Source organism: Streptomyces sp. NPDC042102 (assembly GCF_055582305.1).
This window is the reverse complement of sequence record NZ_JBVJDL010000001.1, coordinates 1233317-1247505: the sequence shown is the minus strand read 5'-3', so window position 1 is coordinate 1247505 and position 14189 is coordinate 1233317. Positions and strand designations below refer to the sequence as shown.

General features: G+C 71.6%; 9 protein-coding genes. 1 reads left to right on the top strand and 8 read right to left on the bottom strand.

Features of this window, described 5'->3' with window-relative positions; translation table 11 throughout:
- Window positions 1–149: 149 nt before the first annotated feature.
- The 3 genes from ACZ6KO_RS05120 to ACZ6KO_RS05110 all read right to left on the bottom strand — a co-directional run bounded on the left by ACZ6KO_RS05120 (window position 150) and on the right by ACZ6KO_RS05110 (window position 6538).
- Complete coding sequence (locus ACZ6KO_RS05120) at window positions 150–467, bottom strand: chorismate mutase family protein (RefSeq protein ID WP_469300116.1); 318 nt, start codon at window positions 465–467, stop codon at window positions 150–152.
- A gap of 265 nt (window positions 468–732) precedes the next feature.
- Window positions 733–2940 carry a salicylate synthase gene (locus ACZ6KO_RS05115; RefSeq protein WP_469301551.1) on the bottom strand — a complete coding sequence of 736 codons (2208 nt, stop codon included), beginning with the start codon at window positions 2938–2940 and terminating at the stop codon, window positions 733–735.
- Between the two features lie 82 nt (window positions 2941–3022).
- Window positions 3023–6538: a non-ribosomal peptide synthetase gene (locus tag ACZ6KO_RS05110; RefSeq protein WP_469300111.1), complete on the bottom strand. Its 3516-nt coding sequence runs from the start codon at window positions 6536–6538 to the stop codon at window positions 3023–3025.
- Window positions 6539–6835: 297 nt separating this feature from the next.
- Between ACZ6KO_RS05110 and ACZ6KO_RS05105 the strand changes: the two genes are divergently transcribed.
- Entirely contained in the window at window positions 6836–8506 is a 1671-nt protein-coding gene (locus tag ACZ6KO_RS05105; RefSeq protein ID WP_469300109.1) for a (2,3-dihydroxybenzoyl)adenylate synthase, read from the top strand.
- Between the two features lie 59 nt (window positions 8507–8565).
- Here ACZ6KO_RS05105 and ACZ6KO_RS05100 read toward each other — a convergent pair whose 3' ends face one another.
- From ACZ6KO_RS05100 to ACZ6KO_RS05080, 5 genes are all read right to left on the bottom strand, one after another.
- On the bottom strand, window positions 8566–9627 hold the full coding sequence (locus ACZ6KO_RS05100; RefSeq protein ID WP_469300107.1) for an ABC transporter substrate-binding protein: 1062 nt from the start codon (window positions 9625–9627) through the stop codon (window positions 8566–8568).
- Between the two features lie 76 nt (window positions 9628–9703).
- Entirely contained in the window at window positions 9704–10540 is an 837-nt protein-coding gene (locus ACZ6KO_RS05095) for an ABC transporter ATP-binding protein (RefSeq protein WP_469300105.1), read from the bottom strand.
- A 1-nt stretch (window position 10541) separates the two neighbouring features.
- The gene (locus ACZ6KO_RS05090; protein ID WP_469300102.1) at window positions 10542–11630 is read right to left on the bottom strand and encodes a FecCD family ABC transporter permease; all 1089 of its coding nucleotides are present in this window, start codon (window positions 11628–11630) and stop codon (window positions 10542–10544) included.
- Window positions 11631–11633: 3 nt separating this feature from the next.
- The gene (locus tag ACZ6KO_RS05085; RefSeq protein WP_469300099.1) at window positions 11634–12611 is read right to left on the bottom strand and encodes a FecCD family ABC transporter permease; all 978 of its coding nucleotides are present in this window, start codon (window positions 12609–12611) and stop codon (window positions 11634–11636) included.
- A gap of 154 nt (window positions 12612–12765) precedes the next feature.
- On the bottom strand, window positions 12766–14133 hold the full coding sequence (locus tag ACZ6KO_RS05080) for an MFS transporter (protein WP_469300097.1): 1368 nt from the start codon (window positions 14131–14133) through the stop codon (window positions 12766–12768).
- Window positions 14134–14189: the final 56 nt, after the last annotated feature.

The window sequence follows — 14189 nt, the reverse complement described above, 5'->3', positions numbered from 1 at the left end:
GCGCGGTCACTTCGGCCCCGCCACCCCTTCGCACAGGGGCGGCGGGGCCGAAGTCGTCACCCGCCCCTCAGTGGAACAGGACGTCCCCGTGCGGGTTCCCCCTGTTCCCGGTCTCCTCACTCCGCTGCGTCAGCCGCTTCCCGATGATGTCAGCGATCGGCCTGGACCAGCTCCTTCGCGCGCCGGACCTGCGCCGGGATGCTCGGCTTCGGCACTCGAGCCTTGCGGCCGAGTTCCATCAGAAGGAGGGCCAGCGTCGTGCCGCCCGCACCCAACGCCTCGTCATATCGCCACAGGACCAGGTTCTCACGCCTGAGTTCCGTGGCAGGCAAGCCGGCCTGCACCCGCAGGGCAACGAGTTCCGCGTGAGCAGCGGTTCGCCTGCGGACCAGATCGATGACGGCTTCGTCCAGCTCCGCGACTTTTCGGTGCGCCTGTTCGATGGAACCGTCCCGGGGTGTAGGCATCCCAACTCCTTCCGGTGAGAGCTCGGGCGGCTTGCTGAACGATCAAGTCCCGGACCCCATGGGGTCGGCGGTCGGTCACGCCTCCGGCGCCTGACCTTGTATGCAACTCCTGCATCGCAGCCCGCCGTTGCGAATGTTAAGTAAGGCTTGCTTTACTTCCCGTGTTCGCTTTGTATCGGTGACGGAGCGGGCGGGCAAGGCCCGTGGCATCCGGCTGCTGCGCGGCGCCCGGTCTGTCGTGCTTCCTTCCCGGGCCGGTGGCGGTTCAGCGGGCCAGCGCTGCGGACTCCTCGTCCCGGGCGGAGACATCGGGACCACCCTCGACCGGGGCCTGCGCCGCGGGCACGAGGAATCGCGAGACGCTGCGCAGCTTCTCACGGGTTTCCTCCAGCTCGCGCTCCGGAGTCGAGTGCGCGACGATGCCGGCGCCGGCGCGCAGCCAGGTCCGGCCCTCCTGCCGGTAGATGCTCCGCAGGACCAGCGCCGCGTCCACCGTTCCGTCGGCGTCCACGGTCAGCACCGCACCGCTGTAGAGGCCCCGGGGGCCCGGTTCGGCGTGGCGGATGAGGTCGCACCCTTCGGCCTTGGGGATACCGGAAGCGGTGACGGCGGGGAACAGGGCGCCGACCGCGTCCCAGGCGGTACGCCCCTCCGCGAGGGTGCCCGAGAGTCGGGACGCCAGGTGCTGGACGCTGCCGCGCTCCTTGATGGACATGAAGTCGTCCACCGTGACGGAGTCCTCGGTGCAGACCTGGTGGAGCTCCTCGGCAACGAGGCGCACGGAGGCCGCGTGCTCAAAGACCTCCTTCTCGTCCCGGTAGAGCTCGGCCCGACGGCCGCGGTCCCCTTCCGGGTCCCCGTCGAGGGCGCGCGTCCCGGCCAGCGGCTGGGCGACGACGTGCCCGGCGTCGGTGACCGCGGCAACGATCTCGGGGCTGAAGCCCGCGGTCTCCCAGCCGCCCAGGCGTAGCAGGAAGGACCGGGCCGGGTCGTTGCCGCGACGTCCCTCCACGTACGTGGTGGGAAGGTCCACCGGCGAGTCCACGGGCACGGCGCGGGACAGGATGACCTTGGTGAGCTTTCCGGCGCGGATCTCCTCCACGGCGGCCGCGACCGCGGCCTTGTAGGAGTCCGCGTCGTGGTTCTCGATGTCCGCGGCCACGCGCCGGGTGCTGCCGAAGGCACCGCCGAGGGCGGCTGCCGAGCGCACCCGCTGCTCCAGGGCGTCGAGCTCGTCGGCGTCGAGGGCGCGGAGCAGGGCGCTGCCGTCTGCCAGCCGCACTTCGCGCATCGGCACCGCCAGCATGGCGAGGGGGGCGTCGCCGGGGGCGGCGGGCAGCCCGTGCAGGGGATAGCTGAGCTCGAAGGACGCCCAGCCGTAGGCGCGCCAGCCCTGTACGGGGACGGCGGCCAGGGCCTGGTCCAGGGCCTGGAGCACGCCTGTACCGGCCGTGAACACCACCGTGGTGTCCGCGCCACCGGAGTTCTTGACGCTGAGGGTGGTGCGGTCCGTGTGGACGCTGATCGTGCCGTGTTCTCCTTCCGCCCATCCGACGGCGCCCCGGTTCTCGTAGAGAACGTAGGCATCCGCCGAGGTTTCGGACAGCGCAGCCGCGGTGCTCAGCACGTCGCCGGTCAGCGGTATCCGGCGCTCATGGTAGGCAGGGGCCAGGGTCACGACTTCTCTCTCTTTCCCGGAGTCGGTTGGTCCGGTGGGGCGGGGTGTCCCGCGGGAATCGGTGGAACAGGGCGTCGCGGACGTCCGGTTCGGGAAGAGGTCCGCCTCGCCTCGCAGGGTTCGCAGCACGTGGTCGACCACCGTGGTCAGGTGGTCCAGAAGGTAGAAGTGCCCGCCGGGCAGGATGTCCGTGGCAGTGACGCATGACGCGACCTCCGCCCAGCGTGGGGCGTCCCACGCGGGTGTGGCGGGGTCGGAGTCCCCCAGGAGCACGCGCACCGGCGTACTGATCCGGGGCCGGCTCAGGTCCGGCACGTACCGGCCGATGACCTGGAAGTCCGCCCTGCACGGAGGCAGGATCAGTGCGCGGACCTCCGGGTCGTCGAGGAGTTCGTCGGGGGTCCCGCCCAGGCCGCGCAGGTACTCGATGATCTGCGGGTCGTCGTAGTCGGCCACCGGGGACGGGTGCTCGAGCAGCCTGCGGGGGCTGGGGCGGCCCGAGACCACCAGGCACACGGGCCGGGGCCCCGGCAGCTGCAGTTCCAGGCGTCGGGTGACCTCGAAGGCGACGGACGCGCCCATGCTGTGCCCGAAGAACGCGGTGGGCCGGTCCATGCAGCCGGTGACCGCCTGCGCCAGTGCACCGGCCAGGTCGGCCATGTGTGTCACCGCGGGCTCCGCGAGGCGGCGCTCGCGCCCGGGGAGGACCACCGACAGGATTTCCACGTCTCCCGGAACGGCTCGGACCCAATCCCGGTAGAAGGCCGGGGACCCGCCGGCCGGGCCGAAGCACACGATGCGTGCCGCGGCGTCCGGCCGGGGCGTGTACCGGCGGAACCACGGGGAGGCGAGGGCGACTTCGGGCCCGCGTGGATGCTCAGGCACGGTCCGGCCCCGCGGCAGCTGCTCCGCCGCCGTCCTCGGCGGCCAACTGCGCCTCGATCTCCTCGTCGGAGAGACCGTCGATCTCCAGGAAGATCTCGGCCACGGCCTCCAGGCGGCCGGTGTCCTCCTCTCGGGCGGTGAGCGTCCGTGCGAGGTCGGCCACGGTGAGGGAGGAGAGGACGTCGTGGACCGATACGTCGTCGGTGTCGAGGGCCTCGCGGAGCCGCGAGGTGATCCGCGTGGCGAGGACGGAGTCGCCACCGAGCGCGAAGAAGTCGTCCTCGCGGCCCACGGACCCGGCATCGAGTACGCCGGCCCAGACGCGGGCGATCACGTCTTCCAGCGCGGTGTGGGCCACGGCGGAGCCGCCGTCCGTCTTCAGCTGCGCGGCCAGGAGCTCGCGCAGGGCTCGGCGGTCCGTCTTTCCGTTGGCGGTCAACGGCATCTCGCCGAGTACGGCGAGGGTGTCGGGCAGCATGTGGGCGGGCAGGCGCTCGGCAGCGCGTGAGCGGATGTCCGCCGCGTCGGCCTCCCGGGCCCCCGACGCGACGACGGCGCACAGTCTCGGGGTGGGGCCGGTGCGGAGGACGAGGGCGGTGGCCTGGCGGACCGCCGGGTGCTCCGCGAGGGCCGCCTCGACCTCTCCGAGCTCGATGCGGAAACCGCGGATCTTCACCTGGTCGTCGGTGCGTCCGAGGAACTCCAGGGTGCCGTCGGGCCAGTAGCGGGCGCGGTCTCCGGTGCGGTACCAGCGCAGTCCGTCCAGTTCGAGGAAGCGGTCCGCGGTGCGGACCGGATCGCCGCGGTAGCCGTCGGCCACGCCCGTTCCGCCGATCCAGAGCTCGCCGGCGACCCAGTCGGGGCAGTCCCGTCCCCGGGCGTCGACGACCCGGCAGCGGACGTTGCGCAGGGGGGTGCCGTACGGGACGCTCGTCCACCGGGCGGGCACCTGCCCGTCGACGGCCTCCTGGATCGTGGAGTGGATGGCGGTCTCCGTGGTGCCGCCGAGGCCGAGGAAGCGGCAGCCGGGGACCTGGCCGTGGAGCCGGACCGGCAGGTCGACGCCGACCCGGTCACCGCCGAGGAGGACGGCGCGCAGCGTGTCGCCGAGCGGATCCTGTTCGGCCGCGGTGAGCAGCATGTCGAGCAGGCTCGGTACGCAGTTGAGGACGGTGACGGCATGCCGGCGGACCAGGTCCGTCCAGACGCCGGCGTCCTTGCGGCTGGTCTCGTCGACGGTGACGACGGCGCCACCCGCGGACAGGGGGGCGAAGATGTCGAAGACGGACAGGTCGAAGTCGAGGGCGGACAGGGCGAGGGTGCGGTCGCCGGTGCCGAGGGCGAGTCGTTCCACGAGATCGTCGATGGTGTTGGCGGCGGCCCGGTGGGACACCTCGACACCCTTGGGCTCTCCGGTGGAGCCGGAGGTGAACAGGACGTAGGCGACCGCGTCGGGCGCGGCGTACACGGGCTCGGGCAGCGGGTCGGGCCAGGTGACGGCTTCGTCCAGGGCGAGGACGCCGGGGCCGGCGGTGGAGCCCAGGACGGTGGTCACCCCGGCCCGCTCGCGGATGGACTCCGCCCGTGCGGCGGGCTGCTCGATGCCGATCGGCACGTAGTGGGCACCTGCGGCGTGGACGCCGAGGACGGCGACGATCTGCCGGGGACCCTTGGGCAGGCTGATCGCGACGGCGTCGCCCGGCTTGACCCCGCGGTCACGCAGGGCTCCGGCGACGCGCAGCGCCTGGTCCGCGAGCCGGCCGTGGTCGAGGGCCGTGCCGTCGCAGGCGAGGATCGCGGGGGCGGTCGGCCGTTCGGCCGCCCGGGCGAAGAAGGCGTGGTGCAGCGGGCTCCGGGGGGCGGGGCCGTCGGTGCGGTTCGCCTCGGCACGTACGGCGAGCTGGGCGGGGGTGGCGAGCGGGCCGACCGGGACGTCCCAGGCGGTACCTTCCGCGACGCGGCCGAGCAGGTCGGTGAACGCCGTGAACATGGCTTCGGCGGTGCCGTCGGGTAACGCGTCCGAGCGGACGTCCCAGTTCACGAGCAGCCCGTCGTGGAGTTCGGTGATCTGGGCATCGAGCACGACCTGCGGACCCTGGGAGACGATCCACACCGGCTCGCCCAGCACCCGCTCCACGTCGGCTCCGAAGAGTTCACCGAGGTCGAGGGCGCTGGTGAAGACGACCGGCGCCAGGGCCTGCGTTCCCTGGTCCCGGGAGAGGTCGCGCAGGACCTCTACTCCCGAGTACGAGGAGTGGGCGGCCGCCGAGTGCATCCGGTCCTGGGCGTCGCGCGCCCGCTGCGCGAAGCTGCGGATCTCGGTCAGGTCGACGTCCAGCAGGACCGAGCTGGTGAAGTCGCCCACGAGGGCGTCCACGTCGGGGTGGAGCGGACGCCGGTCGAACATGGGGACGTTGAGCAGGAAGCGGGGTTCCCCGCTCCAGGCGCCGAGCACCTCGGCGAAGGCGGTGGCGGCGGCCACCGCGGGTGTGACCGCGTGCTTGCGGGCCTGCTCCGTGAGCCTGGCCCGCTGTAAGGGCGAGAGCCAGTGGTGGAGCCGGGTGACCCTGTTGGCCGGACCGCGTTCCGCCTCGGGGCGGGCCGGCAGGTCGGGCGCTCCCGGGAGTTCGCCCAGGCGGTCGCGCCACCAGGCCACGTCCTGCGGGCGCGGCGGATGGGCTCGGCGTTCGGCGAGGTAGCGGGAGTAGCTGTAGGCGAGTCCGGGCAGTGGCTGGTCGGGGTGCTCGTAGAGGTGGACCAGGTCGGCCAGCATGACCCGGAAGCTGCGCGCGTCGGCGGCCAGCATGTCCACGTCCACGTGGACCCGGGTGCGTCCGCCGGGCAGTCGGGTGAGCCGCACGTCGAAGACCTGACCCGCCGACACTTCCAGCAGCTGGTGGGAGAGTTCGTCGCGGAGCCGGGCCGCCTGCTGCTCGGCCTCCGCCTCACCGGCGTCGCGCAGGTCGAGGACGGGGATACGCGTGCCGCGGGTCCACGGTCCGATGACCTGCCTGCCGTCGTCGAGGATCCTCGCGCGCAGCATCGGGTGCCGGTCGGCAAGGGCGGCCACGGCCGCGCCCAGGCGGTCCGGGTCGACGCCGCTGCCCTCGAACTCGGTGTACAGGTGGGCGGCCACCGCGCCCAGGGTCTGCGCACCACGTCCGATCCAGTAGGCGTGCTGCATGAGGGCGAGCGGGAAGGGCTCCTGCTCATCGGGAAGGCCGGCGGACTCGGCCGGTTCGGCCGGAGCGGCGGTGGTGATCCCGTCGACGGGAGCGGGCTGCGGAGCGGCAGCGGCGAGCAGCACCCCCCAGCCGGCCAGTGTCGGCTGCCGTGCCAGGTCGGCGAATCCCACGTCCATTCCGGCCCGGCGGAAGCGGTCCGCGATCCTCATCAGCTTCAGTGAGTCCAGGCCGAGTTCGATGAGGTTGACCTGGTCACCGACGGGCTCGGCATCCGGGCCGAGCAGCTCGGTGACCACACGGCGGAGATCGTCGATGGACAACATGAAGCGGCATCTTCCTAACGCGTCGTGTGGTGTAGGAGTCGTGGGCCTGGCTCGCCGTCTTCCGGAAGACCAGCCGGAGGCGGCGGGGCCCAGTAGAACCGATGTCAACTGACTTACAGAGCAACAGACATGACCACCCTGAGCACCTTCGCGATGGGAGGTGTGCAACGACGGGACTTAGGTTAACCTAACCAAACATGATTGTGGATGCCGCCAGCAGTTTCGACATCCATGCCCTGACGAGCGGAAACCAGCGAGGTGCGCGCGACGCCCTCCGGCCACGGGAGTCGAGTCATCGTGACCCAGAACGCCACCACGCCCCCCGCGCCCCTGCCTTCGGGACTGACCCCGTGGCCCGAGGAGGACGCAGCCCGCTACGTGGCAGCCGGCCACTGGGACGGGCGCACGCTCGGCACGCTGCTGCGCCACTGGGCGCAGGAGTACGAGGACCGCACGGCGATCGTGGCGGGCGAGGAGCGGCTGAGTTACCGTCAGCTCGACGAGCGTGCCCACCGGATGGCCGCCGGCCTCGCCGATCTCGGCATCCGGCCCGGCGACCGGGTCCTGGTCCAGCTCCCCAACAACGGCGCGTTCCCCGTCCTGTTCTTCGCGCTGGCGCGTCTGGGGGCCATTCCCGCGCTCACGCTCCCGGCCCACCGGATCACCGAGATCGGCCATCTGGCGCGGCTGTCCGGCGCCGTGGCCTACGTGATAGCCGACGAGTACGGGGCCTTCGACTACCGGACGCTGGCCGCCGCTGTTCTGGAGCAGGCTCCCGAACTGCGGCACGTGCTGGTCGCGGGCGACCCCGGGCCGTACACCGGACTCGCGAAGGCGGACGCCGAGCCCCGCGCCTTCGCCGACCCCGACCCAGCGGACGTCGCCCTCCTGCTGGTGTCGGGCGGTACGACGGGGGTTCCCAAGCTGATCCCGAGGACGCACAACGACTACGGGTTCAACGCGCGGGCCAGCGCCGCCGCGTGCGAACTCGATCAGGACACCGTGTACCTCGCGTGCCTGCCGATCGCGCACAACTTCCCCCTGGCCTGTCCCGGCATGCTGGGGACCTTGTCGGTCGGCGGCAAGGTCGTGCTCTCCCCCTCGCCCGCGCCCGGCGACGCCTTCTCGCTGATCGAGTCCGAGCGGGTCACGCACACCGCTCTGGTACCACCGCTGATTCCGCTGTGGATCGACGCGGCGGAGTGGGACCCTGCCGACATCTCCAGTCTCCGCGTCCTGCAGGCCGGCGGATCCAAGCTCTCCGCCGACCTCGCCCGGACCATCCCCGATGCCCTCGGCTGCGCCGTCCAGCAAGTGTTCGGCATGGCCGAGGGGCTCCTGAACTACACCCGTTGCGAGGACGACGCCGAGCTCGTCGCCGTGTCCCAGGGACGCCCGCTCAGCGTGGACGACGAGCTGCGCATCGTGGACGGCGACGGACGGGCGGTCCCGCCCGGTGAGACCGGTGAACTCCTGGTGCGCGGACCGTACACGCTGCGCGGCTACTACCGCGCACCCGAGGTGAACGCCGTCGCCTTCACCCCGGACGGCTTCTACTGCTCCGGGGACCTCGTCCGGCAGCTGCCCTCCGGGCACCTCGTGGTGGAGGGCAGAGTCAAGGACACCATCGACCGCAACGGCGAAACGGTTTCCGCCGAGGAGGTGGAGGCCCATGTGGTCGCCCACCCGCAGGTGCGCCGCTGCGCCGCCGTCGGGATTCCCGACCCGGGCGGCGAGGGAGAGCGCATCTGCGCGGTCGTCGTGCCGGCCGGCGCCGACGGTCCCACGGTGCAGGAGCTGCGCGGGTTCCTGCTGGAGCGTGGTGTCGCCGCGTTCAAGCTGCCGGACCGGGTGGCCACGGTCACCGACCTCCCCCTCACGGCCATCGGGAAGATCGACAAGCGTGCTCTGCGCGCCTTGCTGACCTCTTCCGGAACCTCTTCCGGAACCTCTTGCGACCGGGCCTGAGTCCCGCCGGAAGGCCCCCACCGCGCTCGCGGTGGGGGCCTTCCTCATGGGATCTCCGGTCAGACGACGTCGACGCGGGCCTTGGAGACGGCCGCGGCGAGGTCGTTCAACACCTTGGTGAAGCGCTGGTACGTGAACGGGGTTTCGGTCTGCCAGTCGGTGACCTGGCCGGCCTGAACGGCGGGAGCGGCCTTCCACGTGGGGTAGGCGTCGAGCTGCTGGTGGGTCAGGCCGCCCTCGGGGCGCGCGTCCTCGAGCACGAGGTCGGCCTTGTAGCGGCCGGCCTGCTCCCAGCTGAGGGACTCGAAGCCGGCCTCGGGCTTCTCGGGCTTGACGATGTCGAGGCCGAGCTGCTGGAAGTACTTCACGTCGCCGTGGAAGGCGGGGTCGGCGACGAAGAAGTTCTCCTTGGTGCCGGAGACCACGGCGACCGACAGGCCCTTCTTGGCCTCGGCGGCCTTCTTCACGCCCTCCGCCGCCGCCTCGAACTCGGCCTTCGCCTTCTTGACCGCGGCGCTCTCCGGGTCCGCGCCAAGGGCCGCGGCCAGCTCGCCGAAGCGCTTGACGGCGTCCGGAACCGCCACCCCCATCAGCTGGATGACGGCGATCGGGGCCACCGCCTCGACCTTCTTCATGACGTCTTCGGGGATGTACCAGACCATCGGGCCGTAGGCGATGGTGACGATCAGCTCGGGCTTGAGCGAGATCAGCTTCTCCATCTGGAACTCGCCGAACGCCGTGCCGACCGAGGTGGTCTTCGCGAGGTCGACGTTGCCGATCTGGGGGCTGGGCTTGCCGTCCTCGGTCTTCTGGGGGCCGAAGATGCCGACGGGCTGGATCCCGAAGTCCCAGAGTGCCGCTGCCGGGTGGGACTGGGCGACGATGCGCTCGGGGCGCTTGGCCAGCTCGATCTTCTTGCCGCGGTCATCGGTGAAGCTCCAGGGACCGCTCGGAGCGGGCTTGTCCGAAGAAGCCTTGCCCGAGTCCTTGGGCTTCTCGGAACCGCCGCAGGCGGCCAGCAGCGGCGTGGCGGCGACGATACCGGCGAGGGCCAGGAAACGTCGGCGGTCGGGGCGGATGTCCTGCGCCGAGGAAGCCGGGGCGTTGTTGAAGATGGGCATGGTTGTCCTTCCGGGCGCGGCGAATGCCGCAGGCTCGTGCGGGGTGGTGGTGCGCGGGGAGGGAGTGGAAGGCCGGTCAGCCGGCTGCGGCTGCCGGTTTCGCCTCGCGGGCGATGGCGTGGTGCCTGCCGAAGGGGATGATGTGCGGGCCGCCGCCCGCAGGGTCGTCGATGACCTTGCAGCTGAGCCCGAAGACCTCGGAGACGAGCTCCTCGTCCATGACGTCGGCCGGAGCGCCCTGGGTGACGATCTGCCCCTGTTTCAGGGCGATGACGTGGTCGGCGTAGCGGCAGGCGTGGTTGAGATCGTGGAGCACCAGGACGACGGTGCGGCCCTGGTCCCGGTTCAGGTCGACGACGAGGTCGAGGATGTCGATCTGGTGGGCGAGATCGAGGTGGTTGGTGGGCTCGTCGAGCAGCAGTACGGGGGTGCCCTGGGCCAGGGCCATGGCGATCCAGGCCCGCTGGCGCTGACCGCCGGAGAGTTCGTCCACGCTGCGGTCCGCCTGCTCCGTGAGCCCGGTGGCCTCCAGGGCGTCGTAGACGGCCTGCTCGTCCTCGGGCGACCACTGGCGCCACCAGGACTGGTGCGGGCTACGACCGCGTTTGACGAGGTCGAGAACCGTGATGCCCTCCGGCGCGACGGGGGACTGGGGCAGCATGCCCAGTCGGCGTGCCAGCTCCTTGCCCCGCAGGGAGTGGATGAGCTGACCGTCGAGGTACACCGAGCCGCGCTCTGGCGTGAGCAGGCGTGAGAGTCCGCGAAGAAGCGTGGACTTGCCGCACGCGTTGGCCCCGATGACAGCGGTGACCTTGCCCGCCGGGATGACCACGTCGAGGCCTTCGACAACGCGCCGGCCGCCGTAGGCGAGGGTCAGCCCCTCCGCCACCAGCCCCTGGGGTCGTTCGTCCACTTCAGCCTCCCGATCCGGTGCGGTTGGACCTGCCGAGCAGCCAGAGCAGGCAGGGGGCGCCGAGCACACCGCACACGACGCCCACAGGAAGTTCGGTGCCGTCGAGCAGTTGACGACCGATCACGTCGCCGACGAGGACGACGAGGGAGCCGACCAGGGCGGACGGTACGAGCGCCGGTCCGGGTGCGTGGACCAGCCGCAGCGCGATCTGGGGGGCGACCAGTGCGACGAAGGCGATCGGGCCGGCCGCGGCACTCGCGAACGACACGAGTGCCGCGCCCACCACGAGAAGGGCGATCCGGGCGGTCTGGACCGGCAGCCCGAGGACCCTTGCCGTCTCGTCCCCGAGTTGCAGCCCGTTCAGCCACGGTCCCACCAGCACCACGGCCGGCAGGAGCACGGCCAGGGACACTGCCAGCGGTCCGACGTGGCTCCAGTCGCGGGCGTTGAGGCTGCCGGTGAGCCACATGAGGGCCTGCTGGGCCTGGTACACGCCGGCCTTGAGCAGGAGGTAGCTCGTCGCACTGGTGCACAGGGCGGCGATGCCGATCCCGACCAGGACGATGCGGTACCCGGTGGTGCCGCCCTTCCAGGCCAGCGCGTAGATCACGGCCGTGGCACCCAGCCCTCCGACCAGGGCGAACGTCTGGAGTCCGACTCCGGAACCGACGCCGAACAGCAGGCCCGCGGTCGCCACGGTCCCGGCACCCGCCGAGATGCCGATGACGTCGGGGCTGGCCAGGGGATTGCGGGTGAGGGTCTGGAAGACGGCACCGGCGATACCGAAGGCCGCCCCGCACATCAGCCCCACGAGGGCTCTCGGCAGGCGCAGCTCGTGGACCACCATGTGGGTGGCCGGATCTCCGCCGCCGAGAAGGGCGCCGGCGACCTCGGAGAGTGGGAAGTCCAGCTCACCGTAGGCGACTTCGACGACGAAGGCGAGGCCGACGGCGGCCGCGAGCGCCAGTGAGACCAGAAGGCTGCGCGGGCGGACGATCCAGGAAGCCCGTGTACGGGGCACCCGCAGGACCACGCCACCGGCGGACCGGGTACCGGCGCGCTCGGGTGCCGTTGCGAGGGCGGTGGGCATCTCTCAGAGCTCCGCAAGTCGGCGGCGGCGGACCGACAGGATGAAGAACGGCGCGCCGACCGCCGTGACCACGATGCCGACGTGGAGTTCGTCGGGGCGGGCGATCAACCGCCCGACCAGGTCGGCGGCGATCAGCAGGCAGGGTCCGAGCAGGGCGGAGTAGACGACGATCCAGCGGTGGTCGGGCCCCGTCAAGCGGCGGGCGATGTGCGGGATGACCAGTCCGACGAACGCGATCGGTCCGCAGAGGGCGACCGCACCGCCGGCCAGCAGGGTGACGGCGACCGCACCGCGGATCCGGACCCTGCCGACGTTCTGCCCGAGAGCGGTGGCCAGTCCGTCTCCCAGCGCGAGTTTGTTCAGCGCGGGCGCGGTGAAGGCAGTCAGCAGGGCGCCTGCCCCGAGGAAGGGCAGCACCCCCACGAGCACATCTGCGGGCTGGCCGGTCAGCGAACCGACGGCCCAGAAGCGGAAGTCCCCGAGCGCCGCCGCGTCGAACAGGAGCACCGCATTGACGAGGGACAGGAGCAGGGCGGACACGGCGGCGCCGGCGAGGGCCAGCTTGGCCGGTGTCGCACCGCCCCGGCCCGCCGCGCCGAGGGCGTAGACGAGGGCGATGGTGAGGACCGCGCCGACGAACGCGAACCACACGTAGCCGTGGACGGCCGTGACACCGAGGAGACCCGTACCGACCACGACGCCGAGCGACGCCCCGGCGCTCACTCCGAGAAGGCCGGGGTCCGCAAGAGGATTACGGGTCAGCCCCTGCATCAGCGCCCCGGACATGCCGAGGGCCGCACCGACGACGAGCCCGAACTCGGTTCTGGGAACCCGCATCTGATGGATGATCCCGGACTCCTCGCTCCCGTCCGGATGGAGGAGGAGGTCGAGGAGCCGGTCGGGCGGGATCGACTTGGTGCCGAGTGCCAGGGATGCCGCGCACAGCAGCACCAGGACGAACAGGCACACGGGAACGGCCACGCCATGTGGAGCAGTCCGACGCGAGGCCGCCCCGGGCAGTGGAACGGGCGCCGCGGCGGTCACGCTGCGGGTCCCCCCACGCGCACCGCGCGGCGGGGGAGAATCGGGAAGCACTCGGAAAGGATAGCCATACCTAAGTACGAGCCAGCAAGCGTTATGCAGATGCTGTTGCCCCTCTGTTATCCCCGTGTCCGATCTCGTCGTTTCCGTGATCGTCATCGATCATCTGGTCTGAATCCAGCCAGAGTTGACGGTAGAGCAGGGCGACGACGGCGAGGGTCGCCAGGCACAGCGCTCCGCCGCCCGCGACGGCCGCGGCAGGCCCCACTGCCGAGGAGGCCAGGCCGGCGACGACCCCGCCCAGCGCGGGAGCGGTCATGGCCTGGGCCAGCCACAGGCTGCTGACCCGTCCCTGGAGCGGGTCGGGGGTGTGGGTCATCAACAGCGTCCGGCGCATGATCTCGGAGATCGTGTCCGCGACTCCGCCGAGGGCCAGGAAGACCAGCCCGAGGCCGAGCCAGGGGCTGAGGCCGAAGCCGAGGCAGGCAACTCCCCAGCCGGCCACGGCTGCACAGAGGACTCGCCAGTGGCGGCGCGTCCGGCCGGTCCACCCGGAGGTCAGGGAGGCCAGCGCCGAACCGATCAGCGGCGCAGTGGTGAGCAGGCCCACCAGTTCGGGGCCGCCCCCGAGACGTCGCTCCGCGATCTCGGGGAACAGCGCGTGCGGTGTGGCGAAGACGGCGACGCACAGGTCGATGACGAGGACTGCCGACACGACACGATTGCCGCCGATGAACCCGAAGCCTTCGCGCAGGGCTTCCAGGGCGCCGCCGTCACCGGGGAGGGTGCCGTCCGCCGGGGAACCACCGGACCCTTCGTCCGATTTCGTCGTGTCGTCACCGGAAGTCCCGGCCCCGGCGGGGGGCATGGGAGCCAGCCTCGTCAGCAGCAGAGTGGTGACCGCCGTACCCGCCGCCGCGAGGGCGAACGTCGTGGCGAGTCCGGGGCCCGCGATCAGCACGCCGCCCAGCATGGGGCCGGCGATCGAGCCGAGGGTGGTGGTGACGGTCACCAGGGCCCCTGTCGCCGGGATGTGCTCCTCGCCGACGAGAGCGGGGAGGACTGCCGTGAGCGCGGTCTCCGCGACACCTTCGGTGAAGCCGAAGAGGGCGCCGGTGACGTAGACCACCCACAACGACGGCTGTTCGGCGGCGGCGTTCACGGCGAGCACGGCGAAGGTGACCACCGCCCATCCACTGCCGATCAGGATCAGCCCCTTGCGGTCGCGCCGATCTGCGAGGACGCCGCCGGCCAGGAAACCGAGCAGCAGCCCTGAGGCCAGAACGAGGCTGACCATGCCGACCTGCGCCGAGGAACCGGTCCGTTCGTAGACCTGGACCACCACACCCACGGAGGTGAGCCCTATGCACAGCAAGGCGAGGACGCGGGCCGCCAGAACAAGCCCCAGAGGACCGTCGGCCCGCAGCGGAGAGAGGTCCAGTGCCAGCTCTTTGATACGCAACTCCGGGCCTCCACCTGGGGTTTGCCTCCCGCCGGTGGCACCCGGCAGAGCGGGCC

Excerpts from the sequence above, each read along its gene's own strand:
- ACZ6KO_RS05090 (WP_469300102.1), bottom strand. The coding sequence starts at position 11,630 with ATGCCCACCGCCCTCGCAACGGCACCCGAGCGCGCCGGTACCCGGTCC.
- ACZ6KO_RS05110 (WP_469300111.1), bottom strand. The coding sequence starts at position 6,538 with ATGTTGTCCATCGACGATCTCCGCCGTGTGGTCACCGAGCTGCTCGGC.
- ACZ6KO_RS05120 (WP_469300116.1), bottom strand. The coding sequence starts at position 467 with ATGCCTACACCCCGGGACGGTTCCATCGAACAGGCGCACCGAAAAGTC.
- ACZ6KO_RS05100 (WP_469300107.1), bottom strand. The coding sequence starts at position 9,627 with ATGCCCATCTTCAACAACGCCCCGGCTTCCTCGGCGCAGGACATCCGC.